Source organism: Roseovarius sp. M141, from assembly GCF_024355225.1.
Classification (GTDB): Bacteria; Pseudomonadota; Alphaproteobacteria; order Rhodobacterales; family Rhodobacteraceae; genus Roseovarius.
Genome location: NZ_VCNH01000008.1, coordinates 397,003 through 418,405, shown reverse-complemented (window position 1 = coordinate 418,405; position 21,403 = coordinate 397,003). Strand labels below are relative to the sequence as shown.

Genomic DNA, 21,403 nt, shown 5'->3' with positions numbered 1-21,403 from the left:
AATCGTTGGCAATTGACGGCGCTTGTATGGTTCCACAACCATCGTAATTGATCCAGCCCGTGCAAATTGCGCGGGCCGGATCGTATCAGCTTTTGATAAGATTGCTGACCGTTATGTTTTGTTACATGCGGCCGTCACAATAATTTCTACTTTAAGGGTCTCGCGCGCCAGCCGCGCTTCACCGCAAGCGCGTGCGGGGGCTTGGCCATTTGGCACCCACGCATCCCACACGGCATTCATTTCGGTGAAATCGTCCATGTCAGACAGCCAGATTATCGCTTGCAGCATGCGGTCGGGTGATGAACCGGCCTTGGTCAATAGGGCTTCGATCCGCGACAGACAGTCCCTGGTCTGGTCTGCGACCGTTTCGCCATCGCCGACTTGCCCGCACAGATAGGCCACGCCGTTGTGCTTGACGATTTTGCTCATGCGTTGTCCGGTCTCAATCCGTTCGATCATTTTCTTACCTCAATTGTTTCGCTTTTCACCATGGTGGCAATTTCGCCCAAGGTGATGGGCTTTAGTGGCGGACGTATTCTGTAATACCCTGTCTCGCTTGGCGAGATATTGTTCGCATCGGACAAGATTTGTGTCACCGAGAGACCGCAATATCGGCCTTGGCACGGGCCCATTCCCGACCGTCCAAACGACTTTGTCTGGTTTGGACCAAGACAGCCCAGGCCCGCCATACGCCTGATGTCGCCAGCACTGACCTCTTCGCAGCGACAGATGATTGTGTCATCCGCCGGTTTGAGAGCGCCTGCATAGGGGGGGTAGGCGCTGTCAATGAAAGGCCGCGCTGCGCGCTCGGATGCAAGGTTCCTTCTCAAATTCCGAGCAGTTGAATCACGGGCCATTTCCGTCATCTTGTTTAGATCACGCGCAATTTCCAAGGCAGAGATTTCTCCGGCATAGGCCGCAGCCTTTGCCCCGCCGATCCCGGCACCGTCGCCTGCGATGAACACCGTCGCCACGGCTGTGCGCCCCCATTCGTCGCATTCCGGTGCAAAGCAGCTTTGAACGTCATCCCAACGATGCGGGACGTCGATTGATCGCGCAGCTTGCGTGTTGGGGATCACACCGTGATGCAGCAGCACGGTGTCACACGCAATCCGGTGTTTCGTATTTCCAATCCGGAAGGCGACGCCTTGCGCGTATTGATCGCCTTCGATGGCGATATGCGTGGCACCAACATAGCGCGGAATACTGGCACGGCGCAGCGCCACCAGCATTCTTAGCCCCTTGAGAAGATAGGGCCATCCGCGCAACGCTCCGCCGAAATGCCGCAGTGATCTTGTCAGATCACTTTTTGTTTGGGTCTCAATAAGTGCAAGTGGCGGAACGCCGGCGCGTACCATCTGTGCTGCCACAAGATACAAAAGCGGGCCGGATCCGACCAGCGCAGCACGCGCACAGGTGATGCCGGATTGTTTGAGCAGGATTTGTGCAGATCCGGCCGTCATAACTCCCGGCAGGGTCCAGCCGGGAACTGGCATAGGCCGTTCCAGCGCGCCCGTCGCCAAGAGGATGCGTTGACCTGTGGCAAGTGCTGCTTTGCCGTCTTGTGTGAAGGCCACGCGGTTTCCGTCCTCAATCTGCCAGACCACGGCGCCCTTGACGTGCGTGATGCGTTCGTGCCCCAAAGCCTTGGTGAGGGTTTTGCCAACTGTAAAGTCCTTGCCAAGAATGTCGCCCCGCGCAGCACTGGCACGGTCGACATCGCGGTAAATCTGCCCACCGGGGGCGGGCTGCTCGTCAAGGAGGAGGACCGAAAGCTCCGCTTCGGCGGCACGACGGGCGGCGGACATGCCTGCGGGCCCCGCCCCGATGATGATCAGATCAGCGTCAAGCATCGTCGGTCCCTCTGGCAGCAGGCATGGTGATTTCCATGCCATCGGTGACTTGCAGCATGCATGCCTGACGGGTCACACCGTCAATTTCGACCAGACAGTCAAAGCAGGCCCCCATCATGCAAAACGGGCCACGCGGTGCGCCGGATACCGGCGTGTGCCGAAACGGCATGACCCCGGCCACAAGCAGGGCACCAGCAAGGTTCTCGCCGCGCGGCAGCATCAGGTCCGCCGCTTCAAAACGAACGGCAACGTGGTTCCCTTTCGGGGTGATTTCACGAAACGGAGAAACGGGTTTCACTGAACACCTCCAAGTTTGGCGCGGTATCCGCTTCCTCAAGCCAGTCTGGCAGAAACCGGGCATGTGCGGCGGCAAGGGTGATCCCGCTGTGACAGGTCACAAGATAGGCCCCCGGCATTTCGGGGCTTTCCTGATAGATCGGCAATCCATCTGGCGACAGGATGCGCAGCGCACCCCAACTGCGCACAAGCTGTGCCTTAGCAAGTGCCGGAAAAGTTGCGATCGCTTCCGCCGCAAGCCCTGAAAGACCGGGCTGTGTGACGTGATCATCAAGGCCGACCTCTTCGTTTGTCGCCCCGATCTGGATACCGCCTTCGTCGACCTGCCGCGCAATCAGGGATGGACGGTTGATGAGCTTGGGTAGCTTTTCGGTGATCATAACCTGCCCGCGTTGGGGCCTGATCGGGGCTTTGAAACCCAGCATCGGCCCAAGTGACATTGCACCAAGTCCGGCGGACAGGATCGTTTTGCGCGCGCGAACCTCGGTCCCGTCAGCGCATTTGATGCAGAAGAGATCGGCCTTCTCGACGGCGATAACCTGCTTGCCGTTCAGGACAACACCCCCCAGACGGCGCACATCATCGGCCAACGCCCGCAACAGCTTTAGCGGATTTGCGTGACCATCCTGATGATGCAGGATTGCGCCCACGACCTTGGGGCCGATGGCTGGTTCTTCGCCGCGCAGGGCGTTGTGGCCAAGCACTTCGTAAGGGTAATTTCCGCCAAGTTTTTCTTTCAGGATCTCATATTTTGCAACGGTAGCTTCCAAGCTTTCTTCGGAAAAGTGGAAGTCGTAACCACCCTTTTGCTCCAGTCCCAAGTCATGTCCTGTTGCATCGCCCAGTTCGGCAGCAAAACCGGCCCAGGCGGCAGAGGATTCCTGAGACCACTCGGCGTAGCGAGGCTGATTCATGCCTTTGGATTGCACCCAGACAAGACCGAAGTTGCCCCGGCTGGCGCGAAACGACCCATCCTCTCCGTCCAGAACGGTGACCCGCAGCCCGCGTTTGAGCAGCCCCCAAGCGGTAGAGAGGCCAACAATTCCGCCGCCGATTATGGCATAATCCGAAGTCATTATCATTCTCTCAAAGGTTCGGCAGGGTGGCGCAGCACGCCACCCCGATTGATATTTTTACTTGGTAGCGGCGGCCACCTGGTCAAGGATCGCCTGACCCCATTCGACACCAACGTCCTCCAGCACAGTCGGCCAGACTTCAGCCCGGACTTTCGCGGACATCGCAGCAAGGTCTTCATCTGACAGCTCGGCCACGGTGGTGCCTAGATCGTCAGCCAGACGCTGTTCATTCCGGGTCTGATCGGCTTCAGCCACCGTCCAGCGGGTTTCCTCAAACGCCGTCGCCTGTTCTTTCAACGCTGCCTGATCTTCGTCGGAAAGCGCCGCGAGGCTTTCGTTGGAGATGATCATATACCAGACTTCAAAATGCGTATTGGCGGGGATGTAGGTTTTGGTCACGTCGCGGAACGACGCATAGTAGCCTTCGGCCCCGGATCCGATCACACCATCAACGACGCCGGTCTGTACCGCCGTAAACGCTTCGGAAAACGGAATGGGCGACGGGATATAACCCAAAGTTTCGCCCTCCAACTGAAACGATTTAACGCCGGGCACGCGGATCTTGATGCCGTTCGGTTCAGTGCTGGCTGGATTGGCATTTTCGACATTGAGGGAAATGCCGCCGAAATAGACCGGATAGGCTGCAAGCATGGTTATGTCCTGCTCGGCATAAAGCCCGGTCATTGCGTCACGCACGGCCCCGCCCGGTCCAAAAATCGTGCGGGCTCGTGCCCATGTCTCTGCCAGAAACGGGAACGACGAAATCTGCATCCGACGGTCTACGGCTGCGGCGGCAGGTTGTGTCGCCATATCCAGCGCACCCACGCTGATCCGCTCTTGCACGGCTGTGTAATCGCCAAGAGCAGAGGCCGGGAACAATTTTATTTCGACCTCGCCGCCTGTCGCTTCCGATACGGCGGCGGCGAAGGTGCGAAGCTCGACGTCAATGGTCGCGTCTTGCGGGCGTACGTGGCTCATCTTGAGCGTTTCAGCAATGGCTGGCGAGACCGCCATAAGGGTTGTCAATGCGGTTGCTAGGAATCGGGTCTTCATAGTTTTCCTCCTTGTTTTCGTCTGGTTGTTTAGGGAATGCCGACCTTAGTAGCCGAAAAGGCGGGGCAAAAAGAGTGACAGGTCGGGCCAGAATGAGGTCAGGAACACAACAGGCAGATACCCTGTCACGATCAAGAACATTGCTGGCGGGATCACTTTGGTGACTTTGACCTTCCCGATCCGGGCCCCCAGGTAAAGGATCGAAGCATAAGGGGGGGTGACGCCGCCCATCGCAGTGTTGACGCCCATAATCGCGGCGAACTGGACGGGGGTGATCCCGATGGCGGTCATCAAAGGCAGCAACAGTGGAGCAATCAGGATAATCGCGGTAATGTCGTTGACGACCATGCCGACCAGAAACAACAGAATGTTGATGAAGATCAGAAGCACGATCTTGTTTTCCGTGATTGCGAAAATGCTAGATACAATCTGCTGCGGGACGCTTTCGTAGACGAACATCTGGCTCAGGATCATCGAAAAGAGGATCATGAACATGATCGCGCCTACGGCTGTGGCAGCCTCTTTGCCTGCATCAAGAAAGTTCGAAAGACGTAGACCTTTGTAGATCAGAAACCCCACCGGCACCGAGTAGATGACCGCAACGGCAGCAGCTTCGGTCGGTGTCATGATGCCACCATAGATGCCGCCGAGGATAATGATTGGCATCAGAAGCGCGGGAAACGCATGGATGCCGCGTTTTGTCACTTCGGTCGTCAACTCGCTGAACGTCGGCTTGTCATCAAGGACCAGGTTGAACTTACGGCTCATCCACAGGTTCACGACCGAGAAGCTGAACATGATCAGCAGGCCCGGCCCCAACGTAGCAAGGAAGCAGGCCAAAATTGAGGTATCTGTTACCCAGCCATAGACAATCATTGTCACGGATGGCGGGATCAGCAGGCCCAGGATCGAGGAATTCGCAATCAAGGCCGTTGCATATTCGCGCGGATAGCCGCGTTTTTCCATTTCGGGGATCAGGATGGGACCAATGGCGGCAATGCCGGTCAGACCCGATCCGGATATTGCGCCAATTACAGCACAGCTGACGGCGGCGACCACGCCCAGACCGCCCCGGATGTGGCCAACGAACGCATTCACAAATCGCAGAAGCGATGCCGCGATTCCGCTTTCGGCCATGATCGTGCCGGCCAGAACAAAAAGCGGGATGGCAAGCAGGATCGGGTTGCCAAGCTGCTGCACCCCCCACAACATCATACCCTTCATTGTGACATCACCGATGAAGTACATGATCATCAGCGCGGCCCCGAAACAATACGGCAATGGCACGCCAAGGGTCAGTGTGATGACCAGAATTGCGATGGCAAGGAGCGCGATCTCGATCATGCGACTGTTCCATTTTTCAAAGTGAGGATATGCTTGATGAGGTGCCAAGCGGTGTAAGCCATCATCAACGTGACACCCACAAGCAGTGCGACGTCAGAGTAGAAAGTCGGGATGTAGAGTGTGGGACTTTCACGCCAGACGCGCCACGCATATTGGGTGTAATCCCATGCCCAGCTCAAAATCCACAGACCCACAATCAGACTGATAACCTCGCCAATGATGGCCAGAATAATGTGAGCGCGCTCGGACGAGATGAAAATCTCGAGAACGTTGGCGCGGATATGCGTATTCTCTCGCGATGCATTGATCGCGCCGAATATGTAAAGCCAGATGGTGGGATAGAGCATTGTTTCCTCAAGCCCCATCACAGGGATCTGAAGCACATAGCGTGTGATAACCTGAAAAAACTGGCCCAATGCGACAAAGCAGATCAGCCCAGTCAGCAAGATGGCTGCGAAACGGTCCATAGTGCCTCCCCACTTAGAATTACGTCGGGTCAGCATCATCTATCGCTGGATATAAATTCAAATCTAAAATATTACTAGTTCCATAAAGGGGGTTTATGCCATGCTGCCCAACTTAACCATTCGGCAACTTCAAACCTTCCGAGAAGTGATGCGCAGCGGGTCAATTTCCGAGGCCAGTCGTACCCTCCTGCGCACACAACCTGCCGTCAGCACGATGATTTCCAACATTGAGAAGGAACTCGGGTTCAGCCTGTTTGTCCGCGAACACGGCAGGCTTACCCCGTCGCCCGAGGCGCATTACTTCCTGGAAGAGGCCGAAGAGGTTCTGGACAGAATGGGCCGTACACTCCGGACAATGGCAGAGTTTGAAACACTCGAGCGTGGCAGCCTGCGCATCGCATGTCATCCTGCGTCGTCCGGCTTTTTCCTGCCAAAGGTTCTGGCAGAGTTTCTCAGGGGCAGGCCAGAAGTCAAAGCAGATCTCATGATGCGCGCGTCGCATGTCGTGGAAGACCTGATCGCCTCGCAGCAATTCGACATCGGGCTGGCCGAAACGCCTCCCCTTCGCGGTTCAATCAAGATCGAGTCCTTTGATCCTGAATGTGTCATCGCCCTTCCTGAACAGGATCCACTTGCGGACAATGAAATGCTGACACCGGTCGAGTTAACCGATTATCCCATGGCCATGCTTTTCGATGATCATCCTGTTACAATTGCGACTCAAAGCGCTTTTGCCCAATGCAGTGCGACCTTGAACAAGCGGTTTGTCCTCAGAACATTTCTGCCCTCTCTTCAACTTGTCGGGGCCGGCTTGTGCGGGGCGGTAGTTGACCGTATCACGGCAGCCACCAGTCCAGCACCGGGGGTCGTGTTTCGTGCATTTACGCCCACCATCACCAGCAGTGTTTCACTACTGATCCCAGCGCATCGGCCAGCTTCGGTTCTGACAATTGCGTTCAGAGATCACCTGCGCGAAAATCTTATTCGGATCGACGAAAACCTTGTCCTAGAAAGATGATCGCCAGGCATGTTTTTCGTTGGCCCCACATCTGCGGCCATCTGTTGGGGGAACTACATGCCTTTGTTGCGGATGGTGCTGTATGCGAAGGGCGTCGAATTAAGGTGGGAGCGCGTGAACCGAAACGCGTTGGCGATTCTACGATGGGCGTCAATTCGATCGATGCTGCGAAGGCTTTACCAAAAAAGGATACGATCTCGGATGGGCTCTGAGAACGCTACCAATGGGAAGGGGCATGTCAGAGCTTTAAGCCAATGCGGGCGCCGATACGGTGCTCATCGTCGCGCATGAGGTAGTCATAGGACGTGCCGATGAACCAGCGGTCGGTGAGGGCGTAATCCATGCCAACTCCAGCAAGGGCGGATTCCTCACGGAAGTCGTAGCCGCCTGCACCGTAAGCAAGAGCGCGGCCAAATGCGAAACCTGCTTGGGCTTTGGCTGTGACGCCGAAATCGTCGTCGTAGTGGTGAGCGGAGACTTCGCCCCCGAGGACGAGGCCCGAGTTGAACTGATGGCGATAGCCCGCAAATGCGCCATATGTGGCGTGATCTTCTGTCTTGACCTTGGTTCCGACTTGATAGACTTCTGACCCCGTGACCTCGGTGTAGCCTTCTTTGACCACGATAGGCTCAGCGCCTTTGACAGTCTTGCCAGCCCAACCTGTGTCGGGTGTGAAATTCAGCAAGCCGGGGCAAGTCGCTGTGTACGAGACTTCGTTGAATTCGTAGATCGTGGTCTCGCGTCCGGCGCAGCCGTTGGTCTTGAAATCGTCGTAGAGGTCAATCTTGGTCAGCGGCCGGGTGATCGCGTCGTGGTCAACGGTTTCCTCGCGGGTGCCCCAGACCGGGCGGTCTTCCTTGGTGCGTGTGACGCCTGCGCTGATGCCCGCGTAGGGGCCGGTCCAGCTGAACGCGGCGGCTGCCGGCGCAATGAGGGGCGGTTCCATGTAGGGCGGCGCCAGGTTTCCCGCATGTGATGACGCGCCGAAACACGTCGCAAGGACACTTACGGAGATCATATGCCTGATCTTGAACGTGTAGGATGGTTTTCTAACCATCCCAGAAAACTTGGGACACTGGTTACTCATTACATCTCTCGCTCTTTAACTCTTTCTATACACATGCCCGATACGAAGCGTACGGAGATCACTGCGTCTGAAAGAACCCGACCGGGTATAGAAAAGCTGGATACGGTTACTGGTTAACTAAACATGCATGAACATATGCACTGTGCCGATCTTAACTCTGTTCGAATTGGATCGGCTACCTGACTTTTTGTACAGTTCATCAACTGTTGCGTGTGTCTGACTGGCGGAAATGATCGATATCGGCCTTTTTGGCCAGCCTTGCTCGCATACATTCCCATCAGTCGGGACAGCAACAACACCGTATCCACACACGCCCCGGGTGTGCCGGAGGCTCCAATACCTGAGTAGGATGGAGCATCGTGAGAAAAACAAAACAAATATTCCCCAGAAGTACGCGAGCGTGCCTTGCGTATGATTCTGAACAAAGAACGTCAGTATGAGAGCCGCTGGTCTGCGATCCTGTCGATTTTGTCGAAGATCGGCTGTGCGGCGCAAACGCTGAACGAATGGGTCAAGAAGGTCGAGATTGATGCCGGTCGGCGCGGTGGTGTCCCGACCGAGATGGTCGAGAGGATGAAGGCTTTGGAACGTGAAGTGCGCGAACTGAAATAGGCCAGCAAGATTCTGCGCAAGGCGTCCGCATATTTTGCCCAGGCGGAGCTCGACCGCCCATTGAAACGATGATCCGCTTCATCGATGATCGCCGCGCCATCCACGGGATCGAGTCAATCTGCCGTGTGTTGCCGATTGCCCCATCCACTGTAACCACTCCATTGGCACTGGCCCGGGGGTCGCACCATTTCTGTTCACTGGGGTCGCTCGATTTTCTGAGAGAACGATTTTCTCAACATGACGTTTTCCAGGGCTCAGCGCCGCCACAGTCGGAGCGATGGGGAGAATTCGCAAAATTGTCGCAGAAGGGTAAACGGCCTGTTACCTGATGATGGCTAAAGCGCGGGGGATTGCAGTTGTTCCTCGGAGTTTCCTACATGCCACAAATTACGTTTTCGCGCCGTCAGGCTCTGCTGAGCGGTGCCGCACTGGGTGCCTCTTTGACCATGCCGTCTTTGTCTCGGGCCCAGTCGCGCCCGCTGATTACGCACGGGGTTATGTCGGGCGATGTCGCCCATGACGGGGCGATCATTTGGGGGCGCGCCGACCGCGAGGCGAAAATGTTGGTTGAATGGGCCACGACCGAAAACATGTCGGACGCGCGGGCTGTGCCGCCCTTGGCTGTCGGCACGCCCACGGATTATTCCGGCAAGCTGGCGCTGACCGGACTGCCCAGCGATCAGGATATTTTCTATCGTGTGACGATGACCGATTTGGGTGACGGTACCCCGTCAGAGCCGACCATAGGCCAGTTTCGCACGGCCCCTATGGCGAATCGCGACGTTTGTTTCGTGTGGTCGGGCGATACCGCAGGGCAGGGCTGGGGCATCGACGAGGATCGCGGTGGGATGACGACCTATGCCACGATGCTGGGCCACGCCCCAGACTTCTTCCTCCATTCTGGCGATACCGTCTATGCCGACGGCCCGCTGCAAGAGGAGGTTGAGCTGGCAGACGGTACCATCTGGAAGAACATCGTCACATCGGCGAAATCGAAGGTGGCTGAAACGCTGGACGAATTCCGGGGCCAACATCTTTACAACTACATGGACCACAACGTGCGGGCCCTCAATGCGACCGTCCCGATCATCGCCCAATGGGACGATCACGAGGTCACGAACAACTGGTATCCCGACGAGGTGCTGTCTGGCGACGATCGCTATACTGTCAAATCCATGCAACTTCTGTCATCGCGCGCAGCGCGGGCATTTCACGATATGATGCCGACCCGGCAGAACCTCAGCTACCTTCGGTCCGTCAGACTATGACAACACCTTCGGGCCAGAAGTTCGTTTTGCCAAGCATCCCGAGGCGGGGCAGTCGAATCTGCCACCCAGCGATGGCCTCCAGTTCTTTGGTAAGGTCAATATTGCGGCCGACACGGGCGTGATGACAGTCCGCCTGATGGACAGCGCAGATGTGGAACTGTGGTCGGTGGAACTGGAACCGAAAATAGCATGAATACGTCGCGCCCCTCGTGCCGAAACGGAAAAGTTCAAGTTTTACACGGCCTGAAGTCACCTGGTGACAAAGGCCGATTCAATACAGAGTCACGTCAGGAAGCCACTGCCATGAAACATCAAGATATCGCAAATCTCTCTTGGGACGAATACGACGAACTGCGCGACCCGCGCCCGGATAACAACGGCTTTGACGCTATTGTCGAACGCTCGCTCTCGCGTCGTGGGTTCTTGGGCGGGGCCCTGGTATTTGGATCGGGAGCCGCCGTAATGGGGGCGGGCCTGTTCAGTTCAGCCACGTCTGCGCGGGCGCAGGCATCTGCATTTGCGTTCCAGCCCATTGGCATTGCCACCGATTTCGAATTGCATGTACCGCAAGGCTATCAGTGGAAAGTTCTGGTGCGCTGGGGCGACGCGCTCTTTTCGGACGCCGAGGGGGCCTATTCGCCCGAAAGCGGCGTCCCGGCTGGCTTGTCGGACAGGGTCTTTGGCGAAAACACAGACGGGATGGAAACGTTTGTCGATGGCGACAAGATCATCCTGACGATCAACTCAGAATACGCGAACCCCGAGATCAACCTGCCAGCCGACACCGGCGGTGTGCCGCAATCTGCCGATCAGGTGCAGATGCTAAAGAATATACAGGGCGTGACTGTTCTAGAAATCTCGGATCAGGGCGACGGATACCAGGTTGTTGTGGATAGCCCTTATAACCGGCGCATTACGCATGAAACGCTAATGACCATGGATGGGCCAGCCGATGGTTCGGACCTTGTTCGCACCAACGCGGATCCCGAAGGTAAATCCCCCAGAGGCACGATGAACAATTGCGGTTCTGGCAAGACGCTGTGGGGCACCTATCTAACCTGCGAAGAAAACTTCAATGGTTACTTTGGCGTCACGGGTGAGCGTCAGCCGACCGAGGGCGAAACCCGCTACGGTATCGGGGGTGAAGGTCGCTATGCCTACGAAAAATTCGATGAGCGGTTCGATCTTTCCAAGGAGCCGAACGAGCCAAACCGCCATGGATGGGTAACCGAAATCGATCCGTTGGACCCACAATCCACCCCTGTCAAACACACTGCTTTGGGGCGTTTCAAGCACGAGAATGCCGAGATGGTGCAAGCCAGCGATGGCCGGATTGTCGTATACATGGGCGATGATGAGCGCGGTGAGTTTATCTATAAATACGTTTCCAACAGGACGTGGACGGAAGGTCAGCCAACCGACGGCCTGCTAAACGACGGCACGCTGTACGTAGCAAAGTTTAACGACGATATGTCCGGCGAGTGGCTCCCGCTGACGCCCGAAACGACCGGTATGGACATGGCCGAGATGCTGGTGTTCGCCCGCATGGCTGGCTCCAAGGTCGGGGCGACGACGATGGACCGCCCCGAATGGATCGCAGTCAATCCGCTGCGCGTCGAGGCGTATTGCGCACTGACCAACAACAAGAATCGTGGCGTCAAGCCGAACGCAGGCGGTGACGAAACGCCGGTCGACGGTCCCAACCCTCGCGAGACCAATAATTTTGGTCAGATTGTTCGCTGGCGTCCCACCGGCGAAGATCATGGTGCGGTTGATTTCACGTGGGATCTGTATGTCATGGCAGGCAATCCCGCCATTTACGATAACAAGTATGCCGGCTCTGACAACGTGAACGAAGGTAACATGTTCAATTCGCCCGACGGCATGGCATTTTCCTCTGACGGCATGCTGTGGATCCAGACAGATGGCGACGACAGCAACGAGGGCGAGTTCGAAGGTCAGGGGAACAATCAGATGCTGGTTGGTGACCCCGAAACCGGAGAGATCGCACGCTTTCTTACCGCGCCCAATGGCGCCGAGGTGACTGGCTTGACATGGTCACCCGACCGCAAGACAGCCATTGTAGGCATCCAGCATCCGGGCGGTTCGTGGCCCGACAATGTCGGCAAGCCGCGTTCGTCGGTCATTGCCGTCTGGCGCGACGATGGCGCAGCAATTGGCTGATCCATATTGGCTTTGGAAACCTGAGACGGGCAGCGTTACAAAAATGGTGTGACCTGCCCTGCCAAAACCGCTGAATGCAGGGCGAACACACTCGGCAAACACGCCCATTCCCAGAGGTTGGGTGCTTTGCTACGGCTTTCATCCCGCCAGCCCTGTCGCGGGCCGTTTGTGCGAGGAGAAAGAGTTCGACGTGACGGCCTTCGATGCATTTCAGGCGCTTTTGGCCGCGTGAGGTCCAGAGTCCTATGTCCGCGCAAAAGAATGATGTCCGCGCGGGACTGAAGGGCATCATCGCACCTTGCTCAGGGTTCAGTCAGTCCCGCAGTGGTGTGATTTCAACACTGCTTGGACGGGCGCGGTACGCCCTTGCTCTATTCGATCTTGGTTCTTTGATCTTTTGGCGAGACGCCAAATTGAACGCGGTACGTCTTGGAGAAATGCGTTGGTGAATTGAAGCCCGTGGCAAAGGCAACCTCTGTGACCGACATATCGGTCTGAACCAAAAGCCTTTGCGCCTTTTGCAGGCGTAAATCGACATAGTATTTTTTGGGAGAGCAATTCAGGTAGCGCCCGAACAGGCGCTCCATCTGCCGCCCTGATATTCCAAGTTCGCGCGCAATCACCGACGGTGGACGCGGATCATCGATGCTGTCGTTCATCAATTGAATGGCGCGTGTCAGGTGTTCGTTTCTGATACCATGACGCGATTGGAGCGAAACGCGTTGCGCCGCGTCCGCATCGCGCACGGCATTGTAAACCATCTGATCGGCCACCTCTATCGCGAGGTCATCACCGTGGCTTTGCGCAATCAGGAACAGCATCAAATCGGCGGTCGCCGTCCCGCCAGAGGCGGTAATGACGGGGGCGTCAGAAACAAAAACGTTCCGGCTGAGTCCCACCTCGGGGAATTCTTCCATGAAACTGTCATGGTAATCCCAATGGATGGCGGCCTTTTGCTGGTCCAGCAATCCTGCTTCTGCCAGAATATACGCACCCGAACACAGCGCACCTATGCGCGCACCATGCGCGCGGCCACGCCTGAGGGCTGCCAGGAGACTGGTCGTTGTCGCGCTTTGCACACCCAGACCAGACAACGCGAACACATAATCAGCCCTGCCCGCATCCTTGAAGCTGAGTGAAACGCGGGTTTCTGATCCATTCGAGGCGCGGGCGAATTCGCCATCCTGTGACGCGAAAGACCAACGATACAGTTCTGCTTTGGCGACATGATTGGCGATCCGCAAAGGCTCGACCGCGCAGGAGAACGCAAGATGCGAGAAATTCTCGACCAGGAGGAACTGGAAGTGCTGGGGGGATTCAGGGCCGGTTTCGGTCACGTGAGGCCTCGCGGAGCAAAGGGGCTTAGATATCCTTGCAAATCCGCAGGGCATCATAAAGGGCGGCGTGGATATTACGCCCGGCCACCGCATCGCCGATCCGCGCGAGAAGGTATTGCCCTGTCTCCTGCGTTGGCTTGAGCGGAGGCAGCCCTTTGACCATCGCGGTTTGATCTATCTGGCCAAGGTTGCGCGATCCGGCCTTGAGCTCGTGATAGAGGGCGTTCATTGGTGTCACCCCGTGTTCGACCACCACATGATCGACCACGTACACGGACGTTTCACCGGTCAGCACATGGCGCAATGTCACCTCTTTTCGGTTGCCCGCCTGCGCCACACCGATCAGGTCCTGAAAGCAGGTGAAGCTCACACCTTGTTTGGCAAGGTCGCGCAACACCACGGCCGAGTTGGTCGGCCCCAGATCATGCGCAGTTGCCCGGTCGGGTGACACATGCTGCACCGCACAGCCCATGCGCGCCATGACGTCGGCGCAGACCAATGCAGGGTGATCACCCACGTCATCGAACAACAGAACGTCACCGTGCAGACGCGCCTCACCCGACAGGACGTCCCAAGAAGAGGCGGTCAACGCGGCGCCGTCAATTGCGGGCGCGTCAGGCCAGCCGCCTGTCGCGATGAGGGCCACGTCAGGGCGCTCGGCCTCTACCTCTTCTGCTTCGACGTAGGCATTCATGCGGATATCGACGCCAAGCTGCGCAACTTCGGCGATTAGCCAATCCGCGACACCCCAGATCTGGCGGCGGGTCATGCCGGTGCTTGCAAGCTTCAACTGCCCGCCCAAACGGGCGCTGGCTTCGAACAATACAACGTCGTGACCGCGCACTGCACAGATGCGCGCCGCCTCCAGCCCTGCGGGTCCACCGCCCACGACGACGACCTTTTTCGTGGCCTCCGCATTTGTGATCAGATGCGGCATTACAGCTTCGCGCCCTGTCGCCGCGTTGTGCCCGCACACAGCCGCCTTGCCTTGGTTCACGCGGTCGACGCAATAGCCAAGGCCGACGCAGGGGCGGATGCGATCCTCGTCGCCGCGCGCCAGCTTTGCCACCAGATAGGGATCGGCCATGTGCGCGCGGGTCATACCGATCAGATCGACATGGCCGTCCGCGACGGCATGCCGCGCCGTGGCGATGTCAGCCACGCCGCCGGCATGGAAAATCGGCAGATCGACAGCGCGGCGAATACGGCCAGCCACCGTCAGGTGCGGCGCCGAAGGCATGCCCATCGGCGGCACCCATCCCGCCAGCCCAAGGTCGTCATATGGCGCGCCCGCGAGGATATTTAGGAAATCGACAGCGCCGGTCGCGGCGATCTTTTCGGCGATCTGCACGCAGTCATCTGCATCCAGTCCACCTTTGGCCAGTTCGTCCCCCGTGACGCGCATACCCAGAATGAGGTCCGGCCCCACGGCCTCGCGCACAGCCTCCAGAACCTGCATTGTCAACCGCAACCGATTGTCCAGCGTGCCGCCGTAATCGTCGTCACGTTTGTTGATCAGCGGCGACAGAAACTGTCCCAGAAGATGCGAGTGGGACAGCAGTTCAATCCCGTCAAAACCGCCTTGCTGGCAGCGTTTCGCCGCATCAGCGAACTGGGCAATGATGCGATTGATGTCCTCGGTTTCCATTACCTTGGGAAAGGAGCGATGCGCCCGTTCGCGTGTGACCGAAGGCCCCGCGACCGGTAACCAATGGCCATCATCCCATGCGGTCCTGCGCCCCATATGGGTGATCTGGCACATCACAGCCGCGCCATGCGAGCGTACCCCATCCGTCAGCTTTTGGAACCACGGGATGATGCTGTCGTCGCCTGCGTAAAGCTGGCCAAACACCGACGGGCTGTCGGGTGCGATATTGGTGGAGCCGCCGATGATCGTCAGGCCGACGCCACCCTTTGCCTTTTCCTCATGATACAACCGATACCGATCCCGCGGATGCCCGCCTTCCTCATAGGACGGGGCATGCGCCGTGCTCATGATGCGGTTGCGCAGGGTAAGATGACGCAACTGGAAGGGTTCAAGAAGAGGATCGTTTTTCATGAGGTTCTCAGTAATCCTGGTTCAACGCGTCCGCCTCCGGTATCTCACGTTCGCGTCTCGCAATATACGCAAGCAAGGCCTCATCGGTCGCTTCATCCAGCTTTGGCTCTTGGTATTCGCTGAGCAGCTTGCGGGCACGGGTCAGCGCGCGTTGGGTGATTTCGACACTGCCTTCGGCCTGCCATTGCTCGATTGAATTGTTGTCCAGCATGTCCGGCATAAAGAATGCACGCTGGAAATTCTCCAGCGTATGCGGGTGGCCAAGGTAATGGCCGCCGGGGCCAACATCGGAAATGGCAGCGATGCCTTCGTCAAAGTCATCCCAGCGCACACCTTCGGCCATACGATAGGCCATGGCACATTGCTCGGCATCCACAATGAACTTGGCGGTGGAGCAGTGCATCCCGGCCTCGTTCCAACCTGCGGCATGCCACATGTAGTTGGCCCCGGAATGGACAACTGCCGACAAGGTCGACGCGCTTTCATAGCCCGCTTGTGCGTCCAGCACCTTTGAGCCGCCCAAGGTCGTCGAACTGCGCCATGGGACGCCATAGAACCGGGCCATCTGCCCGATCATATAGTTCATCAGGCTGATCTCGGGCGTGCCCGCCATCGGTGCGCCGGACTTCATCGAAACCGTCGCCAGATAGTGCCCATAGATCGCGGGGCAGCCCTTGCGGATAAGCTGGGTATAGGCCAGCGCGCTCAGGGCTTCGGCGTTCAATTGCGCCACGGTGGGGGCCACGGATGCAGGCGTATTTGCACCACCCAAGACGAATGGTGAGCACAAGACAGGCTGGTTGCGACGGTTGAACGCACGCATGGCGCCCAGCATCGTCTCGTCCCAGACCAACGGTGAATTGGCGTTGCAGTTGCCCGTCACCACCGGATGGCTGTCGATGAAATCGGCGCCAAACAGGATCGCGCACATATCCAGCACGTCCTCGGCATTCTTTGGGCTGGTGGTCATCCCCATGAAGGTTTTGTCGGAGTGTTTCATCGACGAATAGGTGATCCGCAGGTGCCGCTGACTGATCGCATGATCATAGGGTTCGACAATGTGGTGCGCCGAGGAATGCAGCGCGGGCATCATATGCGCCAGCTTGTGGAACATCGCCAGATCGTCCATCGTCGGGTTGCGGCGCACATCGTCGAGATCGCGCAGATAGGGTGCGCCGGTCATCGGGATGAACATCGCGTGTTTGCCACCCAACCGAACGCTCCGTTCGGGATTGCGGGCGTGATAGGTGAAATTGCTCGGGATCGTCTTGATCAACTCGCGGATCAATCCGCGATCAGGGCGCACCAGCTCGCCCTCGACATCGGCGCCCGCTTTGCGCCAATCCTCCAGTGCGATCGGGTCGCGGAACACGATACCGACGTTTTCAAGGATCGACATTGAGGCTTCGTCAATGCGGCGGACCTGCGCCTCGTCCATGACTTCACAATTGGGCAGTTGGTTCACCAACCCCGGCAACATGCTGAAATCAGACGCCTCACGCGTCGCGCGTCGCGCTGAACGTCCGCCGGACCGGATGGCTCGTGGTGTGTGGCCTTGCATAAATGATCCCTCCATTTGCCCAAGGCAGACCACTTTGCGAGGCGTCGGCGCCTATACTTCAGCGACCCGGACGGCAATTTTTGCGACGTTACGGCGGGCGCCATAGGGGTATGTGGCGCAATTCTGAGCGCCGGATGGCGACTTTTCTTTACAGCGAAGTATTTTTGCGAATACCCTACCGATAGGCTTCTATAGTTGCGCCGCCGGGAACATTCCGGCGTGAAAATGGCTAATTCCAAAGGCTTTTTGTCGCAATTTCTTTTTTTGAAATGGAGACGTCATTTGAAAACCCTAAAGCTCCCCCTTGCAGCGATGATCGCTGCAACCGTTCCTTTCGCCAGCTTTGCTGACGTCAGCAAAGAGACCGTGCAGTCGCTGTCCGCACCAGACAGCATTGAGACCCGCCTCGGGACACTTGAGTTCAAGGGCGGGGTGCCCAGCGCCGAGACGGCACAGACTGTCTTTGACGCGATGGATTTCTCCAACGCGCTCGCGGTCTACAACAACAGCTTTCGCGGGGCCTCGGCCCTCGCCATCGCCAAGGGGTTCGAAAGCACCGGCGCGGCTGACAATGAGGTCAGTATTTTCTCGACCTTGATGAACTCAGACTCGTTGTTCCTGACCGCCAATGCCGACACGATCTATTACTTCTCGGTCATCGATCTTACCGACGGGCCGATGGTGCTTGAACAGCCTAAAGACGGACTCGGGACCATCAACGACATGTGGTTCTCATGGGTGATTGATATCGGCAAGCCCGGCCCCGATCGTGGCATGGGCGGCAAGTACCTGCTTGTCGGTCCCGGCTATGACGGGCCGCTGCCCGAAGGCGGCTATTTCGTCGCCCACTCCAAGACCAACAAGGTCCTCTACGCCGCGCGTTCCTTTTTGGTGGACAACGATCCCGAGCCCGCCGTGAAAAATATCAAGGACAACACCAAGATTTATCCCTACGCCCCCGGCGGCTATGGCAGCAGCATCGCCGAAGCGCTCGAGGGCAAGGTCCGCCTCGGCGCCGTCGCGAAGGCCCCGGACATGAAATTCCACGAGGTCTCCGGGGTGTCGTTCAACACCATCCCCCCCAGCGACTACGGCTTCTTCGAGATGATCAACGAAAATGTCCAGAATGAACCGGCCACCAGCTATGACATCGAGCTTGCCGGCCAACTCGCTGCCATCGGCATCGTCAATGGCAAGGAGTTCGCACCCGACGAGCGGATGAAGAAGATCCTGACCGACGCTGCCGCGGTTGGCCAGGCCGCCGGACGATCGCTGAACTGGCGCTGGGCCGAACAGCATCCCGGCTGGGCCTATTACGAGGGTGCAAACTGGGGGAACATGCTGTTCGAGGGCGGCGCGTTTTTTGAAACCCCGCCGCCCGCGTTTGAAGACGGCATGTTCAAACCCTTCCCGCCGACGGGCGCCCGTACGCTGGATTCGCGCACGGCCTTCTACTACGCCTACACGCTGGACAGCCCCGGCATGATCATGCGAATCCCTGAAGTGGGCTCGCAGTACCTGATGGGCTTTCTCGACGGCGCTGGCGCGCCTTTCGACGGCGCCAAGACCTACAAGGTCACGCTGCCCAAGGATATCCCGGCGCGTGCTTTCTGGTCCTTTACCCTCTATGACAACCAGACCCGGTCGATGCTGCAAACGCCGCAGAAATACCCGCGTGCCGGCAGTCAGACCTACCCATCTCCGGCGGCGGTCGCGGCCGAGGATGGATCGACGACAATCTACTTCTCGCCTGAACAGCCCGAGGGCGTCGAGCGCGGCAACTGGATCCAGACAGATTCGGAAAAGGGCTGGTTTACCCTGCTGCGCCTCTACAGCCCGCTGCCCAGTTTCTTTGACAAATCCTGGCAGCCGACCGAGATCGAGGTCGTGAACTGAGCCACGGACACCCCGAGGGTCCGGATAGCTGCCGGTCCCTCGCCGCGGAACTCTGGCAATAGGCATACTCGTGTCCGACGAGCCGCTCCTGACCGAAGCCGACAAGGCCGCAACGGACGATAATCGCGAGGAACCTGGTGCCAGCCTGCGCCGACACTTCGATTGGCGGGGTGTCGAGTTCTCCCCCTTTTACAAGGAAGACCATCATGACCTCCATCGACAGCCGGCCTGAAACAAGCCGCCGACAGGTTCTGACCGGCACTGTCGGCCTGGCGGGTGCGATGCTGATACCGGGCGCGGCCGTGGCTCAGAGCGCTGACGCCGCCAATGCTGATTTCCTGTTCGTGCAATCCGCCGACGCCATGGCCTTTGACGCCGACCAGAACCGTCTGACCCTGCGTGACGTCAGCCCGGTCACGCTGTTTTTCACGGACCGCCCCGAGCGCATCGCCGGTAATATGAGCACGGAAAAATTCGTGCCGTTCTGGAGCGAGGGCAAGGACAGTTTCCTTTCTGATCCGCCAAACGCCGACGTCTCCATCCTTGAAAACGGCGTGCTGCGGCAGGTTGTCGTCGTCCTCAAGGATCCGGTGTTCGAGGAGGGAAACCTTCACTACACCGTAAAGATCATCGATGGAGAAATGCCAGTGCTTGGTGAAGACGTGTCCGTCTTCATTGACGTCATCGGCATGCCGCTGACTCCGGTCTCCTTTGCCGGTGCCCGCCGGCGCGCGTATCGGCGTGCGGTCCTCTACTAAATCGTTTCGCGAAACGCTTCAGGCTGGCCAGCCTGGTAGGGTGTCCCGGCGGTGAAGCGTGGAGTTTGTACACGGCAGCCATTCAGCCCTGCGGCTAGTCCGCGTCCTGAACAAATGGCCGGGCTGCCTATTCATCAGACCGCTGAGCGCGCACAAGACGATCCGCAATGGATGTTGCGGTGGCGACGAACAGGCCAAGACCGCAGAATATATATCCGATCGTAAAGAGCTTTCCCGGCACCGTCTGAGGGTAAAAATCGCCATATCCGACCGTGGCGATAGTGATGACCGAGAAATAGACCGAATCCAGCAGTGTCCACCCCTCGAAGTACCAGTAGAACACCGAAGCGATGCCGATCAGCGTGACCGTCATCGTCATCAGCGTCCGCACCCATTCATCGGCAAAGGCCACGGCCAGCCCCCGCCAAAGGTGTCTGACATTTTTCCCCATGCGCCTTATTTCCCCGTCATGCGGTGGGTGCGACCCTGCGGTGCCTTAGCGACAGGACGACAAGTGCGGCCCCGTTAGCCAGCAACTCCAGACCCAGCACAATCCCCAAATTTCCTGCGATAAATCCGGGAATGGTGGTCAAAATCACAAGACCGAGCAGGACCGAGATGGCACCCGCACCGATCACGACAGGAAAAAGGCCATCACCGCGCACATGTCGCGCGGCCCAGAGTTTGGCCGCGCCTGAGATGAACAGGAGCGCGGTCAGCGCGTAGCGCAGGAAGCTGCCGTCGCCAAAGGGGCCGAATACCAAAAGTACCCCCATGAGCAGGGCTGCCGCCGCCGCGATACCGGCTCCGGTTCTTGCCTTGAAACCCTGCGAAGACCAGGCGGACCAGCCTTGCAATGCCCCGATGATCAGCAGGGCCCAACCGGCCAGAGTGGCAGCTGCTATCGACGCCGAAAGTGGGTTGAGTAGGGCCAGAATACCGCCAATCAATGATATGACCCCGATGCAGAGCCACAATGTCCGGTTTTTCATGCCAGCCTCCATTCACCCGACAGCTTCGGTTTTACGGCTCAGCGCCAGCACAATCAGCGAGACACCGTTCAAGATAAGCTCGATCGCCAGGAACACGCCAAGCACGACCGTCGCCGATTGTGGGATATTAGAGAATATCATCACTCCCAGGACGATGGATATTGCGCCGGAAATGACCATCGCCCAGCGAAACTGCGCGATCACGCTGCCAAGGCCAAGCAGCAGGCGGAATATGCCGGTCAGCACGAACATCACGGCAACAAAATAGGTCAGCGAGATCATTCCGCGCAGCGGCTCGCCCACCAGATTGCTCCCCATTATCACCAGCAGAACACCGAGAAGAAGCGCAAAAATTCGCCCGCCCCAGCCCCGATCGCCAAACGCCGACATGAATGTCAGCACGCCCACGACCATGAATATCCACCCCGTCAGCACCACCGCAGTCAATGAGGCCGCAAGCGGATTGGCGAGCGCGAATAAACCACCAAGCAACGAAATCACACCGATAATCAGCCACAAAAACCAGTTTTTCATCGATCTA

The 21,403-nt window shown here is 57.9% G+C and carries 19 protein-coding genes, 1 pseudogene and 1 other annotated feature; of the genes and pseudogenes, 6 read left to right on the top strand and 14 right to left on the bottom strand.

Annotated features, from left to right (window positions below):
- Positions 1-111: 111 nt before the first annotated feature.
- Genes FGD77_RS06080 through FGD77_RS06050 form a run of 7 tightly spaced genes read right to left on the bottom strand, consistent with a single transcriptional unit; the run spans position 112 to position 6,090 of the window.
- On the bottom strand, positions 112-459 hold the full coding sequence (locus tag FGD77_RS06080; RefSeq protein ID WP_255007460.1) for a RidA family protein: 348 nt from the start codon (positions 457-459) through the stop codon (positions 112-114).
- Positions 456-1,853: an NAD(P)/FAD-dependent oxidoreductase gene (locus FGD77_RS06075; protein WP_255007458.1), complete on the bottom strand. Its 1,398-nt coding sequence runs from the start codon at positions 1,851-1,853 to the stop codon at positions 456-458. The genes FGD77_RS06080 and FGD77_RS06075 overlap by 4 nt, the downstream gene beginning before the upstream one ends.
- Positions 1,846-2,151 carry a (2Fe-2S)-binding protein gene (locus tag FGD77_RS06070; RefSeq protein ID WP_255007456.1) on the bottom strand — a complete coding sequence of 102 codons (306 nt, stop codon included), beginning with the start codon at positions 2,149-2,151 and terminating at the stop codon, positions 1,846-1,848. The genes FGD77_RS06075 and FGD77_RS06070 overlap by 8 nt, the downstream gene beginning before the upstream one ends.
- A complete protein-coding gene (locus tag FGD77_RS06065) occupies positions 2,126-3,226 on the bottom strand; it encodes an FAD-binding oxidoreductase (RefSeq protein ID WP_255007454.1) in 1,101 nt (366 codons plus the stop codon). The genes FGD77_RS06070 and FGD77_RS06065 overlap by 26 nt, the downstream gene beginning before the upstream one ends.
- 57 nt (positions 3,227-3,283) lie before the next feature.
- Entirely contained in the window at positions 3,284-4,279 is a 996-nt protein-coding gene (gene dctP / locus FGD77_RS06060; RefSeq protein ID WP_255007451.1) for a TRAP transporter substrate-binding protein DctP, read from the bottom strand.
- 45 nt (positions 4,280-4,324) lie between these two features.
- Positions 4,325-5,623 (bottom strand): TRAP transporter large permease, encoded by a 1,299-nt coding sequence (locus FGD77_RS06055; RefSeq protein WP_255007449.1) that lies wholly within the window; start codon positions 5,621-5,623, stop codon positions 4,325-4,327.
- On the bottom strand, positions 5,620-6,090 hold the full coding sequence (locus FGD77_RS06050; RefSeq protein WP_255007447.1) for a TRAP transporter small permease: 471 nt from the start codon (positions 6,088-6,090) through the stop codon (positions 5,620-5,622). Before FGD77_RS06050 ends, FGD77_RS06055 begins: the two co-directional genes overlap by 4 nt.
- A 100-nt stretch (positions 6,091-6,190) precedes the next feature.
- Between FGD77_RS06050 and FGD77_RS06045 the strand changes: the two genes are divergently transcribed.
- Positions 6,191-7,108, top strand: coding sequence for a LysR family transcriptional regulator (locus tag FGD77_RS06045; RefSeq protein WP_255007445.1), 918 nt, complete (start codon positions 6,191-6,193; stop codon positions 7,106-7,108).
- Between the two features lie 238 nt (positions 7,109-7,346).
- Here the strand turns inward: FGD77_RS06045 and FGD77_RS06040 are convergent, their stop codons facing one another.
- Positions 7,347-8,054 (bottom strand): outer membrane protein, encoded by a 708-nt coding sequence (locus tag FGD77_RS06040; RefSeq protein ID WP_255007443.1) that lies wholly within the window; start codon positions 8,052-8,054, stop codon positions 7,347-7,349.
- 552 nt (positions 8,055-8,606) lie between these two features.
- Here FGD77_RS06040 and FGD77_RS06035 point away from each other — a divergent pair.
- The 3 genes and pseudogenes from FGD77_RS06035 to FGD77_RS06025 all read left to right on the top strand — a co-directional run.
- Positions 8,607-8,956, top strand: a pseudogene (locus tag FGD77_RS06035) (IS3 family transposase); the annotation flags it as partial.
- Positions 8,834-8,950 (top strand) — a sequence feature (AL1L pseudoknot). Its footprint overlaps the pseudogene before it by 117 nt.
- Before the next feature lie 228 nt (positions 8,957-9,184).
- On the top strand, positions 9,185-10,075 hold the full coding sequence (locus FGD77_RS06030; protein WP_255007441.1) for an alkaline phosphatase: 891 nt from the start codon (positions 9,185-9,187) through the stop codon (positions 10,073-10,075).
- Between the two features lie 303 nt (positions 10,076-10,378).
- Entirely contained in the window at positions 10,379-12,259 is a 1,881-nt protein-coding gene (locus FGD77_RS06025; RefSeq protein ID WP_255007440.1) for a PhoX family phosphatase, read from the top strand.
- Positions 12,260-12,630: 371 nt separating this feature from the next.
- Here the strand turns inward: FGD77_RS06025 and FGD77_RS06020 are convergent, their stop codons facing one another.
- From FGD77_RS06020 to FGD77_RS06010, 3 genes are read right to left on the bottom strand one after another with little or no spacing between them, the layout of a single operon-like run.
- On the bottom strand, positions 12,631-13,650 hold the full coding sequence (locus FGD77_RS06020) for a GlxA family transcriptional regulator (protein WP_369682758.1): 1,020 nt from the start codon (positions 13,648-13,650) through the stop codon (positions 12,631-12,633).
- Positions 13,622-15,655 (bottom strand): FAD-dependent oxidoreductase, encoded by a 2,034-nt coding sequence (locus tag FGD77_RS06015; RefSeq protein ID WP_255007434.1) that lies wholly within the window; start codon positions 15,653-15,655, stop codon positions 13,622-13,624. Before FGD77_RS06015 ends, FGD77_RS06020 begins: the two co-directional genes overlap by 29 nt.
- 7 nt (positions 15,656-15,662) lie before the next feature.
- A complete protein-coding gene (locus FGD77_RS06010) occupies positions 15,663-17,216 on the bottom strand; it encodes a trimethylamine methyltransferase family protein (protein WP_255007432.1) in 1,554 nt (517 codons plus the stop codon).
- 282 nt (positions 17,217-17,498) lie between these two features.
- On the opposite strand from FGD77_RS06010, the gene FGD77_RS06005 reads away from it, so the two are divergent.
- Complete coding sequence (locus FGD77_RS06005; RefSeq protein WP_255007430.1) at positions 17,499-19,112, top strand: DUF1254 domain-containing protein; 1,614 nt, start codon at positions 17,499-17,501, stop codon at positions 19,110-19,112.
- A 206-nt stretch (positions 19,113-19,318) separates the two neighbouring features.
- A complete protein-coding gene (locus FGD77_RS06000; protein ID WP_255007428.1) occupies positions 19,319-19,870 on the top strand; it encodes a hypothetical protein in 552 nt (183 codons plus the stop codon).
- Positions 19,871-19,997: 127 nt separating this feature from the next.
- Here the strand turns inward: FGD77_RS06000 and FGD77_RS05995 are convergent, their stop codons facing one another.
- The 3 genes from FGD77_RS05995 to FGD77_RS05985 are packed head-to-tail and all read right to left on the bottom strand — an operon-like array spanning position 19,998 to position 21,396.
- Complete coding sequence (locus FGD77_RS05995; RefSeq protein ID WP_255007426.1) at positions 19,998-20,282, bottom strand: potassium channel family protein; 285 nt, start codon at positions 20,280-20,282, stop codon at positions 19,998-20,000.
- A gap of 55 nt (positions 20,283-20,337) precedes the next feature.
- Positions 20,338-20,862, bottom strand: a complete 525-nt coding sequence (locus FGD77_RS05990; RefSeq protein WP_255007424.1) for an HdeD family acid-resistance protein — start codon at positions 20,860-20,862, stop codon at positions 20,338-20,340.
- Positions 20,863-20,874: 12 nt separating this feature from the next.
- Positions 20,875-21,396, bottom strand: coding sequence for an HdeD family acid-resistance protein (locus tag FGD77_RS05985; protein WP_255007422.1), 522 nt, complete (start codon positions 21,394-21,396; stop codon positions 20,875-20,877).
- Positions 21,397-21,403 lie beyond the last annotated feature (7 nt).

What these genes read in the sequence shown, in the direction of transcription:
- FGD77_RS06080 (WP_255007460.1), bottom strand. Translation starts at nt 459, where the DNA reads ATGATCGAACGGATTGAGACCGGACAACGCATGAGCAAAATCGTCAAG.
- FGD77_RS06075 (WP_255007458.1), bottom strand. Translation starts at nt 1,853, where the DNA reads ATGCTTGACGCTGATCTGATCATCATCGGGGCGGGGCCCGCAGGCATG.
- FGD77_RS06065 (WP_255007454.1), bottom strand. Translation starts at nt 3,226, where the DNA reads ATGACTTCGGATTATGCCATAATCGGCGGCGGAATTGTTGGCCTCTCT.
- dctP (WP_255007451.1), bottom strand. Translation starts at nt 4,279, where the DNA reads ATGAAGACCCGATTCCTAGCAACCGCATTGACAACCCTTATGGCGGTC.
- FGD77_RS06055 (WP_255007449.1), bottom strand. Translation starts at nt 5,623, where the DNA reads ATGATCGAGATCGCGCTCCTTGCCATCGCAATTCTGGTCATCACACTG.
- FGD77_RS06050 (WP_255007447.1), bottom strand. Translation starts at nt 6,090, where the DNA reads ATGGACCGTTTCGCAGCCATCTTGCTGACTGGGCTGATCTGCTTTGTC.
- FGD77_RS06045 (WP_255007445.1), top strand. Translation starts at nt 6,191, where the DNA reads ATGCTGCCCAACTTAACCATTCGGCAACTTCAAACCTTCCGAGAAGTG.
- FGD77_RS06040 (WP_255007443.1), bottom strand. Translation starts at nt 8,054, where the DNA reads ATGGAACCGCCCCTCATTGCGCCGGCAGCCGCCGCGTTCAGCTGGACC.
- FGD77_RS06030 (WP_255007441.1), top strand. Translation starts at nt 9,185, where the DNA reads ATGCCACAAATTACGTTTTCGCGCCGTCAGGCTCTGCTGAGCGGTGCC.
- FGD77_RS06025 (WP_255007440.1), top strand. Translation starts at nt 10,379, where the DNA reads ATGAAACATCAAGATATCGCAAATCTCTCTTGGGACGAATACGACGAA.
- FGD77_RS06020 (WP_369682758.1), bottom strand. Translation starts at nt 13,650, where the DNA reads ATGCCCTGCGGATTTGCAAGGATATCTAAGCCCCTTTGCTCCGCGAGG.
- FGD77_RS06015 (WP_255007434.1), bottom strand. Translation starts at nt 15,655, where the DNA reads ATGAAAAACGATCCTCTTCTTGAACCCTTCCAGTTGCGTCATCTTACC.
- FGD77_RS06010 (WP_255007432.1), bottom strand. Translation starts at nt 17,216, where the DNA reads ATGCAAGGCCACACACCACGAGCCATCCGGTCCGGCGGACGTTCAGCG.
- FGD77_RS06000 (WP_255007428.1), top strand. Translation starts at nt 19,319, where the DNA reads ATGACCTCCATCGACAGCCGGCCTGAAACAAGCCGCCGACAGGTTCTG.
- FGD77_RS05990 (WP_255007424.1), bottom strand. Translation starts at nt 20,862, where the DNA reads ATGAAAAACCGGACATTGTGGCTCTGCATCGGGGTCATATCATTGATT.
- FGD77_RS05985 (WP_255007422.1), bottom strand. Translation starts at nt 21,396, where the DNA reads ATGAAAAACTGGTTTTTGTGGCTGATTATCGGTGTGATTTCGTTGCTT.